This is a genomic window from Bordetella bronchiseptica (genome assembly GCF_900636925.1).
GTDB classification, from domain to species: Bacteria; Pseudomonadota; Gammaproteobacteria; order Burkholderiales; family Burkholderiaceae_B; genus Bordetella; species Bordetella pertussis.
This window is the reverse complement of the sequence record NZ_LR134326.1, coordinates 3,195,946-3,215,935: the sequence shown is the minus strand read 5'-3', so window position 1 is coordinate 3,215,935 and position 19,990 is coordinate 3,195,946. Positions and strand designations below refer to the sequence as shown.

General features: G+C 69.0%; 20 protein-coding genes. 19 read left to right on the top strand and 1 reads right to left on the bottom strand.

The window, feature by feature from the left end; genetic code table 11:
* Positions 1 to 145: 145 nt before the first annotated feature.
* From EL288_RS14955 to EL288_RS14885, 15 genes are all read left to right on the top strand, one after another.
* Positions 146 to 1,147: an ABC transporter substrate-binding protein gene (locus EL288_RS14955; RefSeq protein ID WP_003810304.1), complete on the top strand. Its 1,002-nt coding sequence runs from the start codon at positions 146 to 148 to the stop codon at positions 1,145 to 1,147.
* 172 nt (positions 1,148 to 1,319) lie between these two features.
* Positions 1,320 to 2,177, top strand: coding sequence for an ABC transporter permease (locus EL288_RS14950; protein WP_003810306.1), 858 nt, complete (start codon positions 1,320 to 1,322; stop codon positions 2,175 to 2,177).
* Positions 2,174 to 3,436, top strand: a complete 1,263-nt coding sequence (locus EL288_RS14945; RefSeq protein ID WP_003810308.1) for a quaternary amine ABC transporter ATP-binding protein — start codon at positions 2,174 to 2,176, stop codon at positions 3,434 to 3,436. Before EL288_RS14950 ends, EL288_RS14945 begins: the two co-directional genes overlap by 4 nt.
* A gap of 100 nt (positions 3,437 to 3,536) precedes the next feature.
* Complete coding sequence (locus tag EL288_RS14940; protein ID WP_010926797.1) at positions 3,537 to 3,911, top strand: tautomerase family protein; 375 nt, start codon at positions 3,537 to 3,539, stop codon at positions 3,909 to 3,911.
* 72 nt (positions 3,912 to 3,983) lie between these two features.
* Positions 3,984 to 5,165, top strand: coding sequence for a beta-ketothiolase BktB (bktB, locus tag EL288_RS14935; RefSeq protein WP_014905810.1), 1,182 nt, complete (start codon positions 3,984 to 3,986; stop codon positions 5,163 to 5,165).
* An 83-nt stretch (positions 5,166 to 5,248) separates the two neighbouring features.
* A complete protein-coding gene (locus EL288_RS14930) occupies positions 5,249 to 6,019 on the top strand; it encodes a class I SAM-dependent methyltransferase (protein ID WP_010930714.1) in 771 nt (256 codons plus the stop codon).
* Between the two features lie 113 nt (positions 6,020 to 6,132).
* Entirely contained in the window at positions 6,133 to 6,897 is a 765-nt protein-coding gene (locus tag EL288_RS14925; protein WP_010926795.1) for a GntR family transcriptional regulator, read from the top strand.
* Positions 6,848 to 8,149, top strand: a complete 1,302-nt coding sequence (locus EL288_RS14920; RefSeq protein ID WP_010928183.1) for a malonyl-CoA decarboxylase domain-containing protein — start codon at positions 6,848 to 6,850, stop codon at positions 8,147 to 8,149. Before EL288_RS14925 ends, EL288_RS14920 begins: the two co-directional genes overlap by 50 nt.
* The gene (locus EL288_RS14915; protein WP_010928184.1) at positions 8,146 to 8,952 is read left to right on the top strand and encodes an enoyl-CoA hydratase/isomerase family protein; all 807 of its coding nucleotides are present in this window, start codon (positions 8,146 to 8,148) and stop codon (positions 8,950 to 8,952) included. Before EL288_RS14920 ends, EL288_RS14915 begins: the two co-directional genes overlap by 4 nt.
* A 5-nt stretch (positions 8,953 to 8,957) precedes the next feature.
* Complete coding sequence (locus tag EL288_RS14910) at positions 8,958 to 10,499, top strand: malonate--CoA ligase (protein ID WP_033449742.1); 1,542 nt, start codon at positions 8,958 to 8,960, stop codon at positions 10,497 to 10,499.
* 195 nt (positions 10,500 to 10,694) lie between these two features.
* Positions 10,695 to 11,666 carry a Bug family tripartite tricarboxylate transporter substrate binding protein gene (locus EL288_RS14905; RefSeq protein WP_003810320.1) on the top strand — a complete coding sequence of 324 codons (972 nt, stop codon included), beginning with the start codon at positions 10,695 to 10,697 and terminating at the stop codon, positions 11,664 to 11,666.
* A gap of 156 nt (positions 11,667 to 11,822) precedes the next feature.
* Positions 11,823 to 12,335, top strand: a complete 513-nt coding sequence (sodC, locus tag EL288_RS14900; RefSeq protein WP_003810321.1) for a superoxide dismutase family protein — start codon at positions 11,823 to 11,825, stop codon at positions 12,333 to 12,335.
* A gap of 158 nt (positions 12,336 to 12,493) precedes the next feature.
* A complete protein-coding gene (locus tag EL288_RS14895) occupies positions 12,494 to 13,468 on the top strand; it encodes an ABC transporter substrate-binding protein (protein ID WP_003810323.1) in 975 nt (324 codons plus the stop codon).
* Positions 13,469 to 13,577: 109 nt separating this feature from the next.
* Positions 13,578 to 14,468: an ABC transporter permease gene (locus EL288_RS14890; RefSeq protein ID WP_003810324.1), complete on the top strand. Its 891-nt coding sequence runs from the start codon at positions 13,578 to 13,580 to the stop codon at positions 14,466 to 14,468.
* Between the two features lies 1 nt (position 14,469).
* A complete protein-coding gene (locus EL288_RS14885) occupies positions 14,470 to 15,264 on the top strand; it encodes an ABC transporter ATP-binding protein (RefSeq protein WP_003810326.1) in 795 nt (264 codons plus the stop codon).
* Positions 15,265 to 15,289: 25 nt separating this feature from the next.
* On the opposite strand, the gene EL288_RS14880 is transcribed toward EL288_RS14885, so the two are convergent.
* On the bottom strand, positions 15,290 to 16,096 hold the full coding sequence (locus EL288_RS14880) for a TOBE domain-containing protein (RefSeq protein ID WP_003810328.1): 807 nt from the start codon (positions 16,094 to 16,096) through the stop codon (positions 15,290 to 15,292).
* Positions 16,097 to 16,206: 110 nt separating this feature from the next.
* Here EL288_RS14880 and EL288_RS14875 point away from each other — a divergent pair, with 110 nt between their 5' ends.
* The 4 genes from EL288_RS14875 (at position 16,207) to EL288_RS14860 (ending at position 19,959) form a co-directional block, all read left to right on the top strand.
* The gene (locus EL288_RS14875) at positions 16,207 to 16,797 is read left to right on the top strand and encodes a DUF4136 domain-containing protein (RefSeq protein WP_003810329.1); all 591 of its coding nucleotides are present in this window, start codon (positions 16,207 to 16,209) and stop codon (positions 16,795 to 16,797) included.
* Positions 16,798 to 16,807: 10 nt separating this feature from the next.
* On the top strand, positions 16,808 to 17,986 hold the full coding sequence (locus EL288_RS14870; RefSeq protein WP_003810332.1) for a DUF3734 domain-containing protein: 1,179 nt from the start codon (positions 16,808 to 16,810) through the stop codon (positions 17,984 to 17,986).
* 102 nt (positions 17,987 to 18,088) lie between these two features.
* A complete protein-coding gene (locus EL288_RS14865) occupies positions 18,089 to 18,463 on the top strand; it encodes a helix-turn-helix domain-containing protein (protein ID WP_033449736.1) in 375 nt (124 codons plus the stop codon).
* A 251-nt stretch (positions 18,464 to 18,714) separates the two neighbouring features.
* Positions 18,715 to 19,959 carry an efflux RND transporter periplasmic adaptor subunit gene (locus EL288_RS14860; RefSeq protein WP_003810338.1) on the top strand — a complete coding sequence of 415 codons (1,245 nt, stop codon included), beginning with the start codon at positions 18,715 to 18,717 and terminating at the stop codon, positions 19,957 to 19,959.
* Positions 19,960 to 19,990: the final 31 nt, after the last annotated feature.

The window sequence follows — 19,990 nt, the reverse complement described above, 5'->3', positions numbered from 1 at the left end:
GGCCCCAGCCCGCGGCGCGGCCTCCTGCTGCTAGTGTCGGTTTGTATTGGCGGTTCTGCCCGTCTTCCGCACAACCCCCTTAGCTCCACGGCATGGTCCGGCGTCTGCCCGGTCCCGTGTCCCTGACCTATGGAGGCAAAAGCCAATGCGTTTCACCCCAGTAAAGACCCTGGCCGCCCTGGCCGCACTCTGCGCGTTCAGCGGTGCGGCCCAGGCAGCCGACCAGCCCCAGTGCGAAGTCTCGCGGCCCGTCAATTTCGGCGGCATGAATTGGGAATCCAACCTCGTCCTCGTCGACATCGAGCGCTTCATCATGGAAAAGGGCTATGGCTGCAAGACCGAGGTCTTGCCCACCGAGACCCTGCCGGCGCTGGCCGCCCTGGAGCGCGGCGACCTCGACATCAATACCGAAATCTGGCTCAACAGCGTTGCCGACCCTTGGGACCGCGCCCAGAAGACCGGCAAGGTCAAGCGGGTGGGCGAGCTCTACATGGGCGGCGAAGCCTGGTTCGTTCCGCGCTACACCGCCGAGCGCCTGCCCGAGCTGAAGTCGGCGGCCGACCTGCCCAAGTTCAAGGACCGTTTCAAGGACCCCGAGGAGCCCGGCAAGGGGCGCTTCTATGGTTGTCCGGCGGGCTGGGGCTGCGAAGTGACCAGCACCAACCTGTTCCATGCGCTCAAGCTGGATGACAGCTACACGCTGTATTCGCCCGGCACCGGCGCGGCGCAGAAGGCGGCCCTGATGTCCGCCTACAAGCGCAAGCAGGACGTGGTGTTCTACTACTGGTATCCCACGCCGCTGGTCGGCTCGATGGATCTGGTCAAGCTGGAACTGCCGCCGTACGATGCGGAAAAGCACAAGTGCCTGACGGCGCCCAAATGCAGCGATCCGCAGCCTAGCGCCTATCCCGAGAACCCGGTGTTCACCGCTGTGAATACTCGGTTCTCGGAAGAGGCGCCCAAGCTGACCGAGTTCCTGTCCAAGGTGGCGGTGCCGCTGCCGGTCATGGACCAGACCCTGGCCCACATGGAAGAGTCCGGCGACGAGTCCGGCGCCGTGGCGCAGTGGTTCCTGAAGAACCAGGCCGACGTCTGGAAGAAGTGGGTGCCGGCCGACGTGGCCGAGCGCGTCCAGACCGCCCTGTAGCGGTCCAGGGCCACGATGGCGCCATTGCGCCGCCGTGGCCCGCGATGGCGCCCGACGGGGGCGCCGATCGCGCCCGGCGCGGCCATAGGCCCCGGGCATCCCGTGTCGCCGGCCCCGTACGCCGGAGCGGCCCTTTCCCGGGCCGCGCGACACGCCAGAATGGAGTCGCCTGATGTTCCCTGAAGTCATTCCCGCGCGCGCAGTGCGCGGGGCCATCGACGGATTCGTCGATCATCTCGTTACCAACTACGCCGACACGCTGGAAGCGATGTCGCAACCTTTCCTGAGCGTGCTGGTCTGGCTGGAGCAGGTGCTGCGCCAGTCGCCGTGGTGGGCGGTGGTGGCGGTCACCATCGCCATCGCGTGGCTGGTCAGCCGCCGCATCGGCCTGAGCCTGGCCATGGGCGCGCTGCTGTGCGTCATCGGCGTGCTGGGCCTGTGGGACGCCGGCATGCAGACGCTGGCGCTCATGATCATGGCCGCCGGCCTTTCGGTGGTGATCGGCATCCCGCTGGGCGTGCTGATGGCGCGGGTGGACTGGCTGCGCGCCGGCATGCTGCCGGTGCTGGACGTGATGCAGACCATGCCCAGCTTCGTGTACCTGATCCCGGTCGTGATGCTGTTCGGGCTGGGCAAGATCCCGGCCATCATCGCGACCGTGATCTACGCCGTGCCGCCGCTGATCCGCCTGACCGACCTGGGTATCCGCCTGGTCGACCGCGAAGTCCTGGAGGCGGCGCGCGCCTTCGGCGCCAATCCGCGCCAGCAGCTGTTCGGCGTGCAGTTGCCGCTGGCCCTGCCCAACATCATGGCCGGGATCAACCAGACCACCATGATGGCGCTGTCGATGGTGGTCATCGCTTCGATGATCGGTGCGCGCGGCCTGGGCTATGAAGTGCTGCTGGGCATCAACCGCCTGGAGGTCGGCCGCGGACTGCTGGCCGGGCTGGGCATCGTCGTGCTGGCGGTGCTGTTCGACCGCATCACGCAATCGTACGGGCAACGCGTACGCACGGGAGGCCAGCGATGAGCAAAATCGAAGTCAAGAATATCTACAAGATCTTCGGCCCGCATCCCGGCAAGTGGCTGCAGGCCGCCCGCGACGGCATCAGCAAGGAAGACCTGCTGGCCAAAAGCGGCCACACGCTGGGCCTGCGCGACATCAGCCTGTCCATCGAGGAAGGCAGCATCTACGTGATCATGGGGCTGTCGGGGTCGGGCAAGTCGACGCTCATCCGCCACTTCAACCGCCTGATCGAGCCCAGCGCCGGCCATATCCTGGTCGATGGCGTGGATGTGGTCAGCCTGAACAAGCGCGACCTGGAGACGTTCCGCCAGAAGAAGATGAGCATGGTCTTCCAGCGCTTTGGCCTGTTCCCCCACCGCACGGTGCTGGACAACGCCGGCTACGGGCTGGCGGTGCAGGGCGTGGCGCGCGCCGAGCGCGAGCAGCGGGCCCGCCATTGGCTCGACCAGGTAGGCCTGTCCGGCTTCGAGAACCAGTATCCCCACCAGTTGTCGGGCGGGATGCAGCAGCGCGTGGGGTTGGCGCGGGCGCTGGCCACCGACGCCGAGATCCTGTTGATGGACGAAGCCTTCTCGGCCCTGGACCCGCTGATCCGCCGCGAGATGCAGGACCACCTGCTGCAGCTGCAGGCCAAGCTGAACAAGACCATCGTGTTCATCACGCACGACCTGGACGAGGCGCTGCGCCTGGGCAACCGCATTGCGATCCTGAAGGACGGCGAGCTGGTGCAGGAAGGCACGCCGGAAGACATCCTGCTCAATCCCGCCACCGAATACGTGCAGTCGTTCCTGCAGGACGTCAATCGCACCAAGGTGCTCAACGCGGCGCACGCGGTCAACCCGCCGCGCCTGACCTTGACGATGCGCTCGCGGCCGGCGCATGCGCTGGACCGCATGCAGGCGCTGAGCTACGAGTACGCGCCGGTGCTCGATGGCAAGCGCCTGGCGGGCGTGCTGATGGCCGCCGCCGCGCAGCAGGCGGTGGACGAGGGCGCGCGCGATGTGTCGCGCTTCGTCGAGGACCTGGCCTCGGTGCCGGCCACCGCCGGCCTGGACCAGGTGCTGGCGCAGCTGGTGCACAGCGACCAGCCGGTGGCGGTGACGGGCGAGGGCGACGAGTTCATCGGCATGCTGTCGCGCAAGAAGGTGGTCGAGCTGGTCACGCCGGTGCTGGCCGAGTCCGACTCGGCCGACGGGCAGGGCGATGCCGCGGACGCGGCCTCGGACGGCGCGGGGCAGGCGCACGAGCGCGACGCGGCCTGAGCCGGCCGCCCGCAGGTTTCGCCGCACGCCCCGACGGCGATATGATGGAAGACGGTCACCAGTGGGTGGCCGTTTTCCCAATCGCTATCGGAACCCTGTCATGCCTCTCTTGAATGTACAGATCATGCAAGGCCACCAGCCGGCGCAGAAGTCGGCGCTGCTCGCGGCCGCCTGCCAGGCTGTGGTCGACAGTATCGGCGCGCCGCTGGCCAGCGTGCGCGTCGTGCTGGAGGAAGTCCCTGCCGCCCATGTCATCGTGGCGGGCGAGCTGGGCCGGCAAATGGCGCTGGTGACGGTGGACATGATCGCCGGCCGCACCGACGAGCAGAAAGAGGCGCTGATCGGAGCGCTGAACCGCGCCGTGTGCGACAGCATAGGCATCGACGGCGCGGATGTGCGCGTGATGATCCACGACGTTTCCAAGGCCAACATGGGCGTGGCCAATGGCATCAGCGCCCGGGCGGCGGGCCGCTGAGGCATGCCGCGGCGAGCGGCGGTATGATCGATTGCATGGCCATACCGCATGAAAACAGGAGGAATTGACATCATGAACGAAGTCGTAGTCGTAGCCGCTGCCCGTACCGCCATTGGCGATTTCGGCGGCGGCCTGAAAGATGTGGCGCCCTGCGACCTGGGCGCCACGGTCATCCGGGAAGCGCTGGCGCGCGCCGGCGTGGCCGGCCCCGAGGTAGGCCACGTCGCCGTCGGCCATGTCATCAACACCGAGCCGCGCGACATGTACCTGTCCCGCGTGGCCGCGATCAATGCCGGCATCGGCAAGGAAACCCCGGCGTTCAACGTCAACCGCCTGTGCGGGTCGGGGCTGCAGGCGATCGTGTCGGCCGCCCAGACCATCATGCTGGGCGATACCGAGATCGCCGTGGGCGCGGGCGCCGAAAGCATGAGCCGCGCGCCGTATATCGCCCCGGCGCAGCGCTGGGGCGCGCGCATGGGCGACAGCGCCATGGTCGACATGATGACCGGCGCGCTGTCCGATCCGTTTGGCCGCATGCACATGGGCGTGACGGCCGAGAACGTGGCGGCGCGCTATTCCATCAGCCGCGCCGACCAGGACGCGCTGGCGGTCGAGTCGCATCGCCGCGCCGCGGCCGCCATCGACGCGGGCCGCTTTCGCGACCAGATCGTCCCGGTGACGTTGAAGACGCGCAAGGGCGAGACTGTGTTCGACACCGATGAGCACGTGCGCCGCGACATCACCATCGAAGGCATGGCGGCCCTGCGGCCGGTGTTCCAGAAGGAAAACGGCACGGTCACGGCGGGCAACGCGTCGGGCCTGAACGACGGCGCGGGGGCGGTGGTGCTGATGAGCGCGGCCGCGGCGGCGCAGCGCGGCATCGCGCCGATGGCGCGCCTGGTGGCCTATGCGCATGCCGGCGTGGACCCCGAGATCATGGGCATCGGCCCGGTGCCGGCCACGCAGGCCGCGCTCAAGCGCGCCGGCCTGACCGTCGACCAGCTCGACGTGATCGAGGCCAACGAGGCGTTCGCCGCGCAGGCCTGCGCGGTGACGCGCCAGCTGGAGCTGGATCCCGCCAAGGTCAATCCGAACGGCAGCGGCATCAGCCTGGGCCATCCCATCGGCGCGACCGGGGCCATCATCACGGTCAAGGCCTTGTACGAGCTGCAGCGCGTGGGCGGCCGCTACGCGCTGGTGACGATGTGCATCGGCGGCGGGCAGGGCATCGCCGCCATTTTCGAGCGCGTCTGAGGCCCGGCGCTCGTGGCGCCGCTGGCGCCGCGAGCCCGCCTTCGGCATGCGGCGAGGGGGGGCGCAGTGGCTACAATGCCGCGATGCCTATTCGCTACACCCCCTCAGAACTCGACCAACCTTCGCTGTCCGAAGCCGACGGCATCCGTTATCTGCATTTCGGCACCGAGTGGGTGCAGGGCGCGATGCTGATCCGCGACCCGGCCCGGCTGGTGCTCGAGTACACCGCCCAGATGATGGCCTGGCTGCTGTTTCTCGAGCCGCCGCGCGAACAATCCATCGGCCTGCTCGGCCTGGGCGCGGGGTCGCTGGCGCGGTTCTGCCTCAAGCACACGCGCAGCCCGGTGACGGTGGTCGAATGGAATCCTCAGGTCACCGCGGTCTGCCAGATGTTTTTCCGCCTGCCCACGCCGCAGCGCCTGGACGTGCATCATGACGATGCCGGCGCCTGGGTGGCCGACCCTGCGCGCGCCGGCGATTGCCCGGTGCTCATGGTCGATCTCTATGACGCGCAGGCGCGCGGCCCGGTGCGCGATTCGGTCAAGTTCTACCGCGATTGCCGCCGTGTGCTGGGCGAGGTGGGCGTGCTGTCGGTCAACCTGTTCGGCCGCCACGAGAGCTACGGGCGCAACATCGACAACCTGAGCAAGGCTTTCGACGACCGCCTGGTGCTGCTGCCCGAGATCGACGCGGGCAACCAGATCGTGCTGGCGTTTTCCGGCCCGCCACTGGCCATCACCCCGGCCGAACTGCTGGCGCGCGCCGAAACCGTCGAGGCGCAGTACGGGTTGCCGGCGCGCCGCTGGGCGCGGGCATTGACCCGCCACGCGGTCGACGGCGTGCTGCACTTCTGAGCGGGCGGCTTCCTCCCCTGGGAATACCCTAGGCGCGCGGTCCTTAACGGCCGCCGCAAAGCAGGCTACCATCGCCTTATTCATAATTATGAATTACGGCCTAGGGGCAACCGATGACTACACCCATCGTCCGGCAGGCGTTGTACCTGGAAGTGGCGGATCGCTTGCGCACCATGATCCGCACCCATGCGCTGGGCGCCGGCGCCTGGGTGGACGAGGCGGGGCTGACCGAGCAGCTGGGCATTTCCCGCACGCCGCTGCGCGAGGCCCTCAAGGTGCTGGCTACCGAGGGCCTGGTACGCCTGGAGCCTGGCCGGGGCTGTTTCGTCAACGAGCTGACGGTGCGCGACCTGGAGCAGATCTTTCCGCTCATGGCCATGCTGGAGGGACGCTGCGCCTTCGAGGCGGCGCAGCGCGCCGGCGATGACGACCTGCGCGCGCTCGAACCCTTGCACCGCGCCTTGCAGGCGCATGCGCAGGCCGGCCGCATCGACGCCTATTACGAGACCAACTACCGCATCCACGTCGCGGTGCAGACCCTGGCCGACAACCGCTGGCTGTCCGACATGGTCGACAACCTGCGCAAGGTGCTCAGCCTGTTTCGCCACAAGAGCCTGGCGCTGCCGGGGCGCATCCGCGAATCCTGCGCCGAGCACATGGCCATCTTCGCCGCGCTCAAGGCGCGCGACCCGGAAGGCGCCGAGGCCCTGACCCGCAAGCACCTGCTGCGCCAGTTGGCCGCCCTGCAGGCGCTGGCCGGGCAGGAGCCGGCCGGCGGGGCCGCCGCCATCGATTCACCCGCCGTTCAAGCCGTACAGGAGCTCAACCATGTCCGCACTCGATCCCCAGGCATCCGCACGCGTCGCACGCACGCCTGACGCCGAACCGGAGGCGGTCGACGCATCGGCCGCCGGCGAAAGCGCCGGCCTGATCGCCCGGCTGGGCCGTCTGTTCGAGCGAGACAGGCTGCCGCCGCCGGCCGACCTGGCGCAATTGTTCGAGGCGCGCCTGACCGATGTGCGCGCCAACAAACTGGCGCAGGCCTGGCGCCTGGCCTATGAGCAGGCCGACGGCAAGCGGCGCCGCGCCATGCTGGGCGGGCTGGCGCAGGTCGGCGCCGGCATGCAGGGCGACGGCGCGCAGGGCACGCGCCTGTTCAAACGGTTCAATGCCTTGCCCGACGGACTGCGTTTCCTGGTGGCGCTGCGCGCCGACATGCTGCGCTGGCGCAAGCAGGTCGCCGGACTGCAGGCCCTGGACAAGGAGCTGGAGGCGCTGCTGTCGGCCTGGTTCGACGTGGGCCTGCTGGAGCTGCGCCCGCTGACCTGGGACTCGCCCGCCTCGCTGCTCGAGAAGCTGATCCTCTACGAGGCCGTGCACGAAATCCGCTCGTGGGACGATCTGCGCCACCGGGTGGCGGGCGACCGCCGCTGCTACGCGTATTTCCATCCGCAGATGCCGGACGTGCCGCTGATCTTCGTGGAGGTGGCGTTTTCGGCCCAGATGGCCGACAACGTCCAGGCGCTGCTCGACACCAGCGCGCCGCCGCAGGACCTGGACAAGGCGCGCTGGGCGATCTTCTATTCCATCTCGAATACGCAGCCCGGCCTGCGCGGGATCAGCTTCGGCAACTTCCTGCTCAAGCGCGTGATCGACCGCCTGCTGCAGGAGCTGCCCAAGCTGAAATTCTTCGCCACGCTGTCGCCCATTCCCGGCTTCGCCGACTGGCTGTCGCGGCTGGACGCGCAGGAGGTCGAGCAGGCGGTGCGCGACAAGGCGCGCACGCGCAGCGGCGCTCCGGATGGCGCGCGCTGGGTGGCGCGGCTGGCGCGCGCGGCCACGGGCAAGCCGTCGGAAGTGGTGCAGCGAGCCGGCCTGCGCCTGGCCGCGCGCTACCTGCAGGCGATGCGGGCCGGCCAGCCGCTCGACCCGGTGGCCCGTTTCCACCTGGGCAACGGCGCGCGCATCGAGCGCCTGAACTGGGCTGCCGATACCTCGGCCAAGGGCCTGGCGCAGTCCTGCGGCATGATGGTGAACTACCTCTACGAGCTGGGCGACCTGGATGGCAACCTGGCCCGCCTGAACGAAGGCAAGCCGCAAGTCAGCCGCGGCATCGCGCGCCTGGGATGAGCCGCGCCATGAAGCCGAATTCCCAGCCCGGGCAGATCCTGTGCCGCATCGACGCCGGCGTGGCCCATGTCACGCTGAGCCATCCGGGCCGCATGAATGCCATGACGGTCGCGATGTGGCGGCAGCTGCGCGAGGTCTTCGAGGCCCTCGGGGCGGACGCTGCGCTGCGCTGCGTGGTCGTCGCCGGCGCCGAAGGGCATTTCGCCGCCGGCGCCGACATCCGCGAGTTTCCGGCCGAACGCGCCGACCTGGCCGGGGTGCAGCGCTATCACCGCGAGATCCTGGCGCCGGCGCTGGCCGCGGTGGCCGCCTGCCCGCATCCCGTGCTGGCCCGTATCGAGGGCGTGTGCGTGGGCGGCGGCCTGGAGATCGCCGCGCAGTGCGATCTGCGCATCGCCGCCGAGTCGGCCCGCTTCGGCGTGCCGATCGGCAAGCTGGGCTTTCCGATGGCGCCGGACGAAATGCGCGGCCTGCTCGACCTGGTCGGCCGCGCGGCGACGCTGGCCATCCTGCTCGAAGGGCGCGTCTTCGACGCCGCCGAAGCGCTGCGTCTGGGGCTGGTCACGCGCACGGTGCCCGTGGCCGAACTGGACCAGGCGGTGCAGCGCAGCGTGGCCGCCATCCTGGGCGGCGCCCCGCTGGCCGCGCGCATCAACAAGCGCCAGGCGCGCCGCCTGTGCGCCGGCGCGCCGCTGGGCGAAGACGAATACCTGGATTTCTTTTCCTATGCCGAAAGCCGCGACCACCGGGAGGGCGTGCGCGCCTTCCTGGCCGGCACGGCCCCCACATTTACCGGAGACTAGACAAGGTGAGCAACGCCAACCTATATGCTGTGCTGGAGGGGGGCTTCCCCGCCGATCGCGACCGCGTGGCGCTGGAGACCCCGACGCTGCGCTATACCTGGAACGACATCGACCGCGCCAGCGCCTGCCTGGCCAATCTGCTGGCCTCGCTGAAGCTGCCGGCCGGCGCGCGGGTGGCGGTGCAGGTCGAGAAGTCGCCCGAGGCGCTGCTGCTGTACCTGGCCACGCTGCGCGCGGGGCTGGTCTACCTGCCGCTGAACACGGCCTACCGCGAAGCCGAGATCGAATACTTCCTGGGCAACGCCGAGCCGGCCGTGGTCGTGTGCACCAGCGCCAATGCCGGCTGGGTGCGCCGCGCCGCCGCCAAGGCGGGCAGCGCGCACGTCTACACCCTGGACGAAGACCGCACCGGCACGCTGCTGCAGGCCGCCGCGGCGATGCCGCAGCGCTTCAGGACGGTGGCGCGCAAGGCCGACGACCTGGCCGCCATCCTGTACACGTCCGGCACCACCGGCCGCAGCAAGGGCGCCATGCTGTCGCACGGCAACCTGGCCTCCAATGCCCGCGTGTTGCACCAATACTGGGGCTGGCGCGAGGACGACGTGCTGTTGCACATGCTGCCCATTTTCCACGTGCATGGCCTGTTCGTCGCTTCGCACGGGGCGCTGCTGGCCGGCGCGCGCATGATCTGGCTGCCCAGGCTGGACGTGGACCAGGCGCTGCGCTACCTGCCGCAAAGCACCGTCATGATGGGCGTGCCCACCTATTACGTGCGGCTGCTGGCCGACGCGCGCTTCGACCGCGCGGCCTGCGCCAACATGCGGCTGTTCATTTCCGGCTCGGCGCCGCTGCTGACCGAGACGTTCGCCGATTTCCAGGCCCGCACCGGCCAGACCATCCTGGAGCGCTACGGCATGAGCGAAACCGTCATGCTGACCTCCAATCCCTGCCGGCCCGCGGACGGCGAACGCCTGGGCGGCACGGTCGGCAAGGCGCTGCCGGGCGTGCAGGTGCGGGTGGTGGACGACGCGGGCCAGGCCCTGGCGGCCGGCGAGATCGGCAACGTGCAGGTGCGCGGGCCGAACGTCTTCTCCGGCTACTGGCGCATGCCCGAGAAGACGCGCGAGGAGTTCACCGCCGATGGCTGGTTCAAGACCGGCGACGTGGGCCGCTGGGGCGGCGAGTCGGGCGGGCGCGCGGTGCCGGCCGATTACCTGTCGATCGTCGGGCGCAGCAAGGACCTGATCATCTCGGGCGGCTACAACGTCTACCCCAAGGAGATCGAGACGGTCATCGACGAGATGCAGGGCGTGCTGGAGTCAGCCGTCATCGGCGTGCCGCACCCCGATTTCGGCGAGGCCGTGGTGGCGGTGGTGGTGCCGCGCGCCGGCGCGGCGATCGATGTCGCCGCCATGCAGGCCGACCTGAAGTCGCGCATCGCCAATTTCAAGGTGCCCAAGCGGATCCACGTCGTGGACCAGTTGCCGCGCAACACCATGGGCAAGGTGCAGAAGAACGTCCTGCGCGATACCTACGCCGCGTCCTGACGCGATATCGACGGCGCGCGCTGCCAGGGCGCGCGTCCCCATGCAGCAGACCAGAGGAGTGCAGACCACCAGACAGACAACCGCAGGATTTGGACGCGTCAGATGTACATACAAGCCGGCCGCCAGCGTGGCGAGCACGGCGCATAACAGACCGGGCCGGCAGGCCCCGCTACGCTGTACCAACGAGGAGACACCATGAAATACCCCATCCTGGGCGCCGCGCTCATCGCCGCGACGGCGCTGGGCGCCGCGGCGCCGGCTCAGGCCGCCTGGCCGGAGCGCCCCGTCACCATCATCGTGCCGTTTCCGGCCGGAGGCGGCACCGACACCTTCGCGCGCCCGCTGGCCCAGCAACTGGGCATGCAGCTGGGCCAGAGCGTGGTCATCGACAACAAGGGAGGCGCCGGCGGCACCGTGGGCGCCGCCGTGGCGTCCAAGGCCAAGCCCGACGGCTACACCTTCTTCATGGGGGGCGCCCACCATGCCCTGGCGCCATCGCTGTACAAGAACCTGAGCTACGACATCCAGAAGGATTTCGTGCCGGTGGCCCTGCTGGCGCAGCCGCCCCAGGTCGTGGTCATCAACACCGCCAAGCTGCCGGTCAAGTCGCTGCAGGAGTTCATCGAATACGCGCGCAAGCGGCCGGGCGACATCAACTTCGGCACCGCCGGCAAGGGCAGCACCCACCACCTGGCCGGCGAACTGTTCGCCATGCAGACCGGCATCAAGCTGGTCGACGTGCCGTACCAGGGCGCAGGGCCGATGCTCTCGGCCTTGATCGGCGGCCAGGTCGACCTGGCCTTCGACGGGCTGGGGTCGTCGGCGGGGCATATCCGGGCCGGCACCATCAAGCCGCTGGCGGTGGCGGCATCGCAGCGCTCGCCATCCTTCCCCGACGTGCCCACCGCCGCGCAGGCGGGCGTGCCCAACTACGAGGTATCGACCTGGTACGCCCTGTGGGCGCCGGCCGGCACCCCGCAGGAGGCGGTCGACAAGATGACCGCTGCCGTGACCAAGGCCCTGAACGATCCCAAGATCAGGGAAACCTGGGCGGGCAACGGCTCGGCCATCCCCAACCTGACCGGCCCGCAGTTCGGCGCTTTCGTCGACAGCGAAGTGACGCGCTGGGCCAAGGTCGTCAAGGATTCCGGCGTCACGCTGGACTGAGCGGGTGTACAGTGAGGGACGAAAGGGGAGCGGCGCCGGCCGGCGCGGCTCTTCTTTCATCGCTGGTTCCGTATCGCAGGCGGCCTGGCCGCGGGATCGCATGGCGCGGGCTTGCCCGTGCGCGAGCCCCGGCGGGCCCTTTTCAAGGAGCGTGTGATGAAGTCCCTGATAGCCTTGGCTTTGGCGGCCATGTCCGGCGTGGCCGCCGCCCAGTCCGTCGAAATGTCCCTCCTGAGTCCCAAGGGCGACGACCAGAAGATCGGCCAGATCAAGTACGAGCAAACCGACTATGGCGTGCTGTTCACGCCCGACCTGCACGGCCTGGCGCCCGGCGTGCACGGCTTTCACCTGCATGCCAAACCCTCCTGCGCGATGACCAAGGTCGACGGCAAGGACATGGTTGGCGGCGGGGCGGGCGGACACTGGGATCCGGACAACACCGGGGCCCACAAGGGGCCTTATGACAAGACCGGCCACAAGGGCGACCTGCCGGCCGTGTACGTGACCGCCGACGGCAAGGCGACCTATCCGGTGCTGGCCCCGCGCCTGAAGGTGGCCGACCTGGCCGGCCATGCCCTGATGATCCATGTCGGCGGCGACAATTACAGCGATCACCCGGCCGCGCTGGGCGGCGGGGGCGGCCGGATGGCCTGCGGCGTCGTGAAGTAAGGGTTGCGCCGTCCCGCGGCCGGCCGTTCTAGGGATATCCCGCGCCTTGGGGCCGGCCGGCTCACGTTAGACTACACGGTTTCATGGCCGCACGACCTGCGGGAGGCCGCGGGGGCGCCATGGACGATAACTACCCGAGGGTCTAAGGAGCAGACAACATGCTGATCGGAAAAAAACATTTTCTGACGGTAGGCGCGCTGGCGCTGGCGATGGCTATCCACGCCGCACCGGTCATGGCGCAGCAGAAATCGGTGGCGATCACGGCCATCGTCGAACACCCCGCGCTCGATTCCGTGCGCGACGGCGTACAGGACGCCCTGAAGCAGGCGGGTTACGAATCGGGCAAGAATCTGAAGTGGCAATACCAGAGCGCCCAGGGCAACACCGGCACGGCTGCGCAGATTGCGCGCAAGTTCGTCGGCGACCGGCCTGACGTGATCGTGGCGATCGCCACGCCGTCGGCCCAGGCCGTGGTGGCGGCCACCAAGGACGTGCCGGTGGTGTACTCGGCCGTGACCGACCCGGTGGCCGCGCAGCTGGTGCCCTCGATGGAGGCCTCCAACACCAACGTCACGGGCGTGTCCGACCTGTTGGCGCTGGACAAGCAGATCGAGCTGATCAAGAAGGTGGTGCCCAATGCCAAGCGCGTGGGCATGGTCTACAACCCGGGCGAAGCCAACTCGGTCGTGGTCGTCAAGCAGATGCAGGACCTGCTGCCCAAGGCCGGCATGACGCTGGTCGAGGCGGCCGCGCCGCGCACGGTGGACGTGGCCTCGGCCGCGCGCAGCCTGATCGGCAAGGTCGACGTCATCTATACCAACACCGACAACAACGTCGTATCGGCGTACGAATCGCTGGTCAAGGTGGGCAACGACGCCAAGATCCCGCTGGTGGCTTCGGACACCGACAGCGTCAAGCGCGGCGCGATCGCCGCGCTGGGCATCAACTACCGCGACCTGGGCGTGCAGACGGGCAAGATGGTGGTGCGCATCCTCAAGGGCGAAAAGCCCGGCGCCATGCCCTCCGAGACCAGCTCCAAGCTGGAGCTCTACGTGAATCCGGGCGCAGCCGCCAAGCAGGGCGTGACGCTGTCCGACGCGCTGGTCAAGTCCGCGGCGCAAGTCATCAAGTAATCGCGTATTCGGCCGGGCGCCGCGCGGCGCCCGGCCGGCATTTCCACCGAACACAATTCAAGGCAGCGCCGGCCTCATCCACAAGACAGGGCTGGCCAGGTTCTCCTACATGTCATTGTTCTCTTTGCTCGGGGCGTTGGAAATCGGCCTGATCTTCAGCCTGGTCGCGCTGGGGGTGCTGATTTCCTTCCGCCTGTTGCGCTTTCCCGACCTCACCGTCGACGGCAGCTTCCCGCTGGGCGGCGCGGTGGCCGCGACCCTGATCGCCGCGGGCTACGATCCCTTCACCTCCACCATCGTCGCCACCCTCGCCGGCGCCGCCGCCGGGCTGGTCACCGGCTGGCTCAACGTGCGGCTGCGCATCATGGACCTGCTGGCCAGCATCCTGATGATGATCGCGCTGTACTCGGTCAACCTGCGCATCATGGGCAAGCCCAACGTGCCCCTGATCACCGAACCCACCGTCTTCACCCTGCTGCAGCCGCAGTGGCTGAGCGATTACGTGGCGCGGCCGCTGATCCTGCTGGTGGTGGTCATCATCGTCAAGCTGGCGCTGGACTGGTTTCTCGCCACCCAGGCCGGCCTGGCCATGCGCTCGACCGGCTCCAACGGCCGCATGGCGCGCGCCCAGGGCGTCAATACCGGCGCCATGATCCTGGCGGGCATGGCGCTGTCGAACGCCCTGGTGGCGCTGGCGGGCGCGCTGTTCGCGCAGACCCAGGGCGGCGCCGACATCTCGATGGGCATCGGCACCATCGTCATCGGGCTGGCCGCGGTCATCGTGGGCGAGAGCATCCTGCCGTCGCGCCGCCTGGTGATGGCCACCCTGGCGGTCATCCTCGGCGCCATCGTGTACCGCTTCTTCATCGCGCTGGCCCTGAACAGCGATTTCATCGGACTCAAGGCACAGGACCTGAACCTGGTGACGGCCGTGCTGGTCACGATCGCCCTGGTGATCCCGATGCTCAAGCGCCGCCTGGTCGGCAGGAAGGGGGCCTGACATGCTGAGCGCCAAGGATCTGCACATTACCTTCAATGCCGGCACGCCGATCGAGACGCGCGCGCTGCGCGGGCTGTCGCTGGACATTCCGAACGGCCAGTTCGTGACCGTCATCGGCTCCAACGGGGCCGGCAAGTCGACGTTTCTCAATGCCATCTCCGGCGACCTGCCGGTCGACACCGGCACCATACGCATCAACGATGCCGACGTGACCCGCCAGCCGGTCTGGGAGCGCGCCGGACGCGTGGCGCGGGTTTTCCAGGACCCCATGGCGGGCACCTGCGAAGACCTGACCATCGAAGAGAACATGGCGCTGGCCCAGATGCGCGGCGCCAGGCGCGGCTTCAGCCGGGCCGTCAAGGCGTCGATGCGCGAGGGTTTCCGCGAGCGGCTGGCGACCCTGGGCCTGGGGCTGGAGAACCGCCTGGCCGACCGCATCGGCCTGCTGTCGGGCGGGCAGCGCCAGGCGGTCAGCCTGCTGATGGCCGCGCTGCAGCCTTCGCGCATCCTGCTGCTGGACGAGCATACGGCCGCGCTGGACCCGCGCACCGCCGATTTCGTGCTGCAGCTGACCGCCCGCATCGTGGCCGAGAGCCAGCTCACCACCATGATGGTCACGCACAGCATGCGCCAGGCGCTCGACGTGGGCGAGCGCACCGTCATGCTGCACCAGGGCCAGGTGGTGCTGGACGTGTCCGGCGACGAGCGCAAGGGCATGGACGTGCCCGACCTGCTGGCCATGTTCGAGCGGGTGCGCGGCGAGAAGCTGTCCGACGACGCGCTGCTGCTGGGCTGAGTCCGCCGGGGCTGCCCCGGGCGCGTCAGTCCAGCACGCCCAGCATCACGCTGGCGGCGTCGAACAGGGCGCAGACCGGCGTGCCGGCGGCCAGCGCCAGGTCGCGCGCGCTTTCCTCGGTGATGATGGCCGCCAGCGTGCCGCCGCCGTCGAGGTCGACGATGATCTCGCTGTTGACGGCGCCCGGCCGCACCTCGGCCACCTTGCCGGGCAGCTGGTTGCGCGCGGACAGGCGCAGGCCGGGGCCGGGCAGGCCCAGCAGCACCGCCTGCGCCTTGATCAAGGCGATGGCCTGGGTGCCGGGCGCCAGGCCCAGTTCTTCGGTGCTGGCGCGGGTAATGACGGCCGCGATGCGCTGGCCGCCGGCGATACGCAACACGATTTCGTCATTGACGGCGCCGGCATGGACCGCCTCCACGGTGCCCAGCAGGCGGTTGCGGGCGCTGGTCTTGAGCATGAATCGCCTCATGATGTCGATGTCGCCGGCGGCGTCCAGCCCGCTGGCGGCCAGGTGCTGGACGAAACGCTGGTGTTCGGCCTGCAGCGCCCGGAACGTGGCGATCAGGCGGCGGGCGCGGTCGGTCAGGCGCGTGCCGCCGCCGCCGCGCCCGCCGGCCGAGCGCAGCACCAGGGGTTCGCCGGCCAGGTTGTTCATGGCGTCGATGGCGTCCCAGGCGCCCTTGTAGCTCATCCCGGCGGCGCGCGCGGCGGCGCTGATCGAGCCGGTGGCCTCGATCTGGGCCAGCAGGTCGATGCGATGCTGGCCGCCCCAGGGCTGGTCGCCCGAGCGCAGCCAAAGCGTGCCGTCGAGTTGCAGGGAAGGTGCGGACATGGCGGTCTGGCCGGCGCGGCCGGCGGATGGCGGATGCAAATGAGAGTTTATTGCAAGTTGCCTCCGATCGCGGCATGATGGGCGCTCACACGTCGCTACACAGGTGAGACATGCAGATCGTCAAGTTGCTTACCGTCTCGGTGGCCGCCGGCTTGCTGGCCGGCTGCGCGTCGGGCCCCACGCTACGCAGCGATTATGACCACAGCGCCAACTTCGCGCAGTACCGCACTTTCGCGTTCATGTCGCCGCTGGGCACCGACCGGGCCGGCTACAGCAGCCTGCTGACCGAGCGCCTCAAGCAGGCCACTCGCGGCCAGCTCGAGATGCGCGGCTACACCTATGACGAGAGCAAGCCCGACCTGCTGGTCAACTTCAACGGCAAGCTGCAGGAAAAAACCCAGGTGACGCCGGCGCCGCCGCCCATGGGCCCGTACTACGGCTACCGGGCCGGCTTCTACGGCGGCTGGCCCGGCTACGGCTGGGGCGACGACGTCTACCAGTACACCGAAGGCACGCTGAACATCGACCTGATCGACGCGCGCCGCCGGCAACTGGTCTGGGAGGGCGTGGCCACGGGCGAGGTCAACGATCTCGACAAGGCGCAATCCGCCGCCAGCGTCGAGCAGGGCGTGGCGCAGATCTTCTCCAAGTATCCGTTCCGCGCCGGCAACGGCCAGCCGCAGACGCCTCCCAAGCCGTAGCGGGGCGCCGATGAGCAAGCGCAAGGCGCGCCGCGGCGCCGGCATGCCCGACTACGAGACGGTGGCGCTGGTGCTGCAGGGCGGCGGCGCCCTGGGCGCGTACCAGGCCGGCGTCTACGAGGGTCTGCATGCCGCGGGCATACGGCCGAACTGGCTGGCCGGCATTTCCATCGGCGGCATCAATGCGGCCATCATCGCCGGCGCCCCCGTGGACGAACGGGTCGGGCGCCTGCGCGGCTTCTGGGAAGCCATCTGCCGGCCCACCGGATTCGCCGGGCTGCCCTGGGGCGATGCCTGGGCGGCGCTGTTCGCCAACGCGCCGTTCGGCTTCGGCTCCAACCAGAGCAACGGCCAGCTGGCTGCCTTCAACGCGCTCACGCGCGGCCAGCCGGGGTTTTTCGAGCCGCGCTTTCCGCCGCCGTACCTGGTGCAGGGGGGCGGGGCGGCCGCGACCAGCTTCTACGACACGACGCCGCTGCTGCAGACGCTGCGCGACTATGTCGATTTCGACTTGCTCAACCGCGGCGATGTGCGGGTCAGCCTGGGGGCGGTCAACGTACGCACCGGCAATTTCGCCTACTTCGACAGCCGCGAGACCGTCATCAGGCCCGAGCACGTCATGGCTTCCGGCGCGCTGCCGCCGGGCTTTCCCGCCATCGAGATCGATGGCGAGTTCTACTGGGACGGCGGTCTGGTGTCCAACACCCCGCTGACCAAGGTGCTGGCGGTCCACCCGATGCGCGACACGCTGGCTTTCCAGGTCGACCTGTGGCCGGCGCGCGGCCCCTTGCCCACCAGCCTGGAAGAGGTGGCGGAGCGCCAGAAGGACATCCAGTACTCCAGTCGCACGCGCATCGTCACCGATACGTTCCGCCGCCAGCTCAAGCTGCGCCGCAGCCTGCAGCGCGTGCTCGACCGCCTGCCGCCGCAGGTGCGCAGCAGCCGCGAACTGGCGCAGATCCGGCGCGAGGCGTGTACGCCACTGGTCAACGTGGTCAACCTCATCTACGAGGCCAACCAGTTCGAACGCCATTCCAAGGACTACGAGTTCAATACCGAGTCGATGCGGGAGCACTGGCGCTTCGGCCTGGCCGACATCGAACGCACGCTGGCGCAGCCCGGCGTGCTGGACAAGCCGTCGCCCGACGAGAGTTTCGTGACGCACGACATCCACCGCGCGGACGCTTGAACCTTGCACCTAGGATGAGTCCGCTTTTTTTGGCGGGGGCGATTGCAATCGGGTGGGATGGCGTAGCCTCTTGCGCCTGCCGCTTCCGCACCTCCCTCTCCGATGTCCCGCCGTCGTTCCGCTTCCTTCCCCGCCGCCAAGTCGTCCGCCGGGGCGCAGCCCTGGGAGTTGCGTTACCAGGCCTGGGTGCTCGTCACGCCGGCCGGCGCCATCGTGCATCTGTCGGCCGCCGAACGCATCTGTATGCTGGGCCTGCTTGCGCATCCCCGGCGCGAGCTCACCCGCGCGGCGCTGGTCCACAGCCTGCCCGGGCTGGGCGCGGGCGCCATCAACGTGGTCATCAGCCGTCTGCGCCGCAAGGTGGGCGAGACCGGCGAGGTCTTGCCGCTGCGCACCGTGCACGGCATGGGCTATGTGTTCCTGGCCGGGTTGCGCAGCGACACCGCGCCGCCGCAGGCGACGCCCGCCGCGGGTTGAATCCGTCCGGCGTCGTGTCCGCCCCGCCAGGCGGGTGCATGGACATCGGCCCGGCGCAGATGCCGCCGCTGTCCGCAAACGACCGCCCCATGCGCCTTTGACGCCGGCATGTCCATCGGCCAAAGGGGGGAAACCCCGACGTTTTAAACGAAAATCGGCTACATTAATGCGTTCTCTGCGTGCCTCATGCTCGCGTGCGGCCGTCGCAATGGCGGTTGGGAGCAGCGCGCTTTTACCTCCGTGAGGAATCCATGCGTTTTTCGCCTCAGCGTGTCTCGGCTTTCGGTCTTGTTGCGACGCTTTCAGTGTTGTTGGCAGCATGCGGCGAAAAGCCCCAGTTCAATCCTGGCATGCCTCAGGTCAGCGTGATCACGGTGCAGCCGCAGCGCGCCGCGGTGGTGTCCGAGCTGCCCGGCCGCGTGGATGCAGTGCGCGATGCGCAGATCAGGGCGCGGGTAACCGGCATCGTCCAGAAGATCGCCTTCGAGCAGGGCGGCGACGTCCAGGCCGACCAGCTGCTGTTCAAGATCGACCCGGCGCCCTACCAGGCCGCCTACGACCAGGCCGCCGCGCAGCTCAAGCAGGCGCAGGCCGACCTGTTCAGCGCCAAGCTGCTGGCCGAGCGCTACGCGCCGCTGGTCAAGGCCAATGCCGTCAGCAAGCAGGAATACGACAACGCCGTGGCCCGCTACCGGCAGGCCGACGCCAGCGTGGCGGCGGCCAAGGCCAACCTGACCAATGCCAAGATCAACCTGGGCTATACCGACGTGACCTCGCCCATCAAGGGGCGCATCGGCAAGCCGCTGGTGACCGAGGGCGCGCTGGTCGAGGCGACCTCGGCCACCCAGATGGCGACGGTGCAGCAGCTCGACCCGATCTATGTCGACTTCACGCAATCCACCGCCGACCTGGCGGCGCTGCGCCGCGCGTTCGCCGCCGGCAAGCTGCAGCAGGTGGGCAAGGACGCGGTCAAGGTCCAGGTGGTGCTGGAAGACGGCTCGATCTACCCCGAAGCGGGCAAGCTGCTGTTTACCGGCGTGACGGTGGATCCGACCACCGGGCAGGTGAACCTGCGGGCCGAGGTGCCCAATCCCGACAACATCCTGCTGCCCGGCATGTACGTGCGCGTGCGGGTGGACCAGGGCGTCGACGACAAGGCGCTGCTGGTGCCGCAGCAGGCCCTGCAGCGCACCGCCGACGGCATGCAGAGCCTGATGCTGGTCAAGGACAACAAGGTCGAGCAGGTGCCGGTGACCACGGGCAGCGTGATCCACAACCAGTGGGTCATCAACAGCGGCCTGGCGGCGGGAGACGTGGTGGTGGTCGAAGGCTTCCAGAAGATCCGTCCGGGGGCGCCGGTGCAGGCTTCGCCCTGGAACAAGGGGGGCGCGGCGCCTGCCGGCCAGCAGCCCGCTCCTGGCCAGCAGGCGCCGGCCCAGCAGCCCGCCAAGCAGGAACCCGCCAAGCAGGCGCCGGCCGCAGGCCAGCAGTCCTAAGCGGCGCGCGGCGCCCGACGGCGCCGCGTTC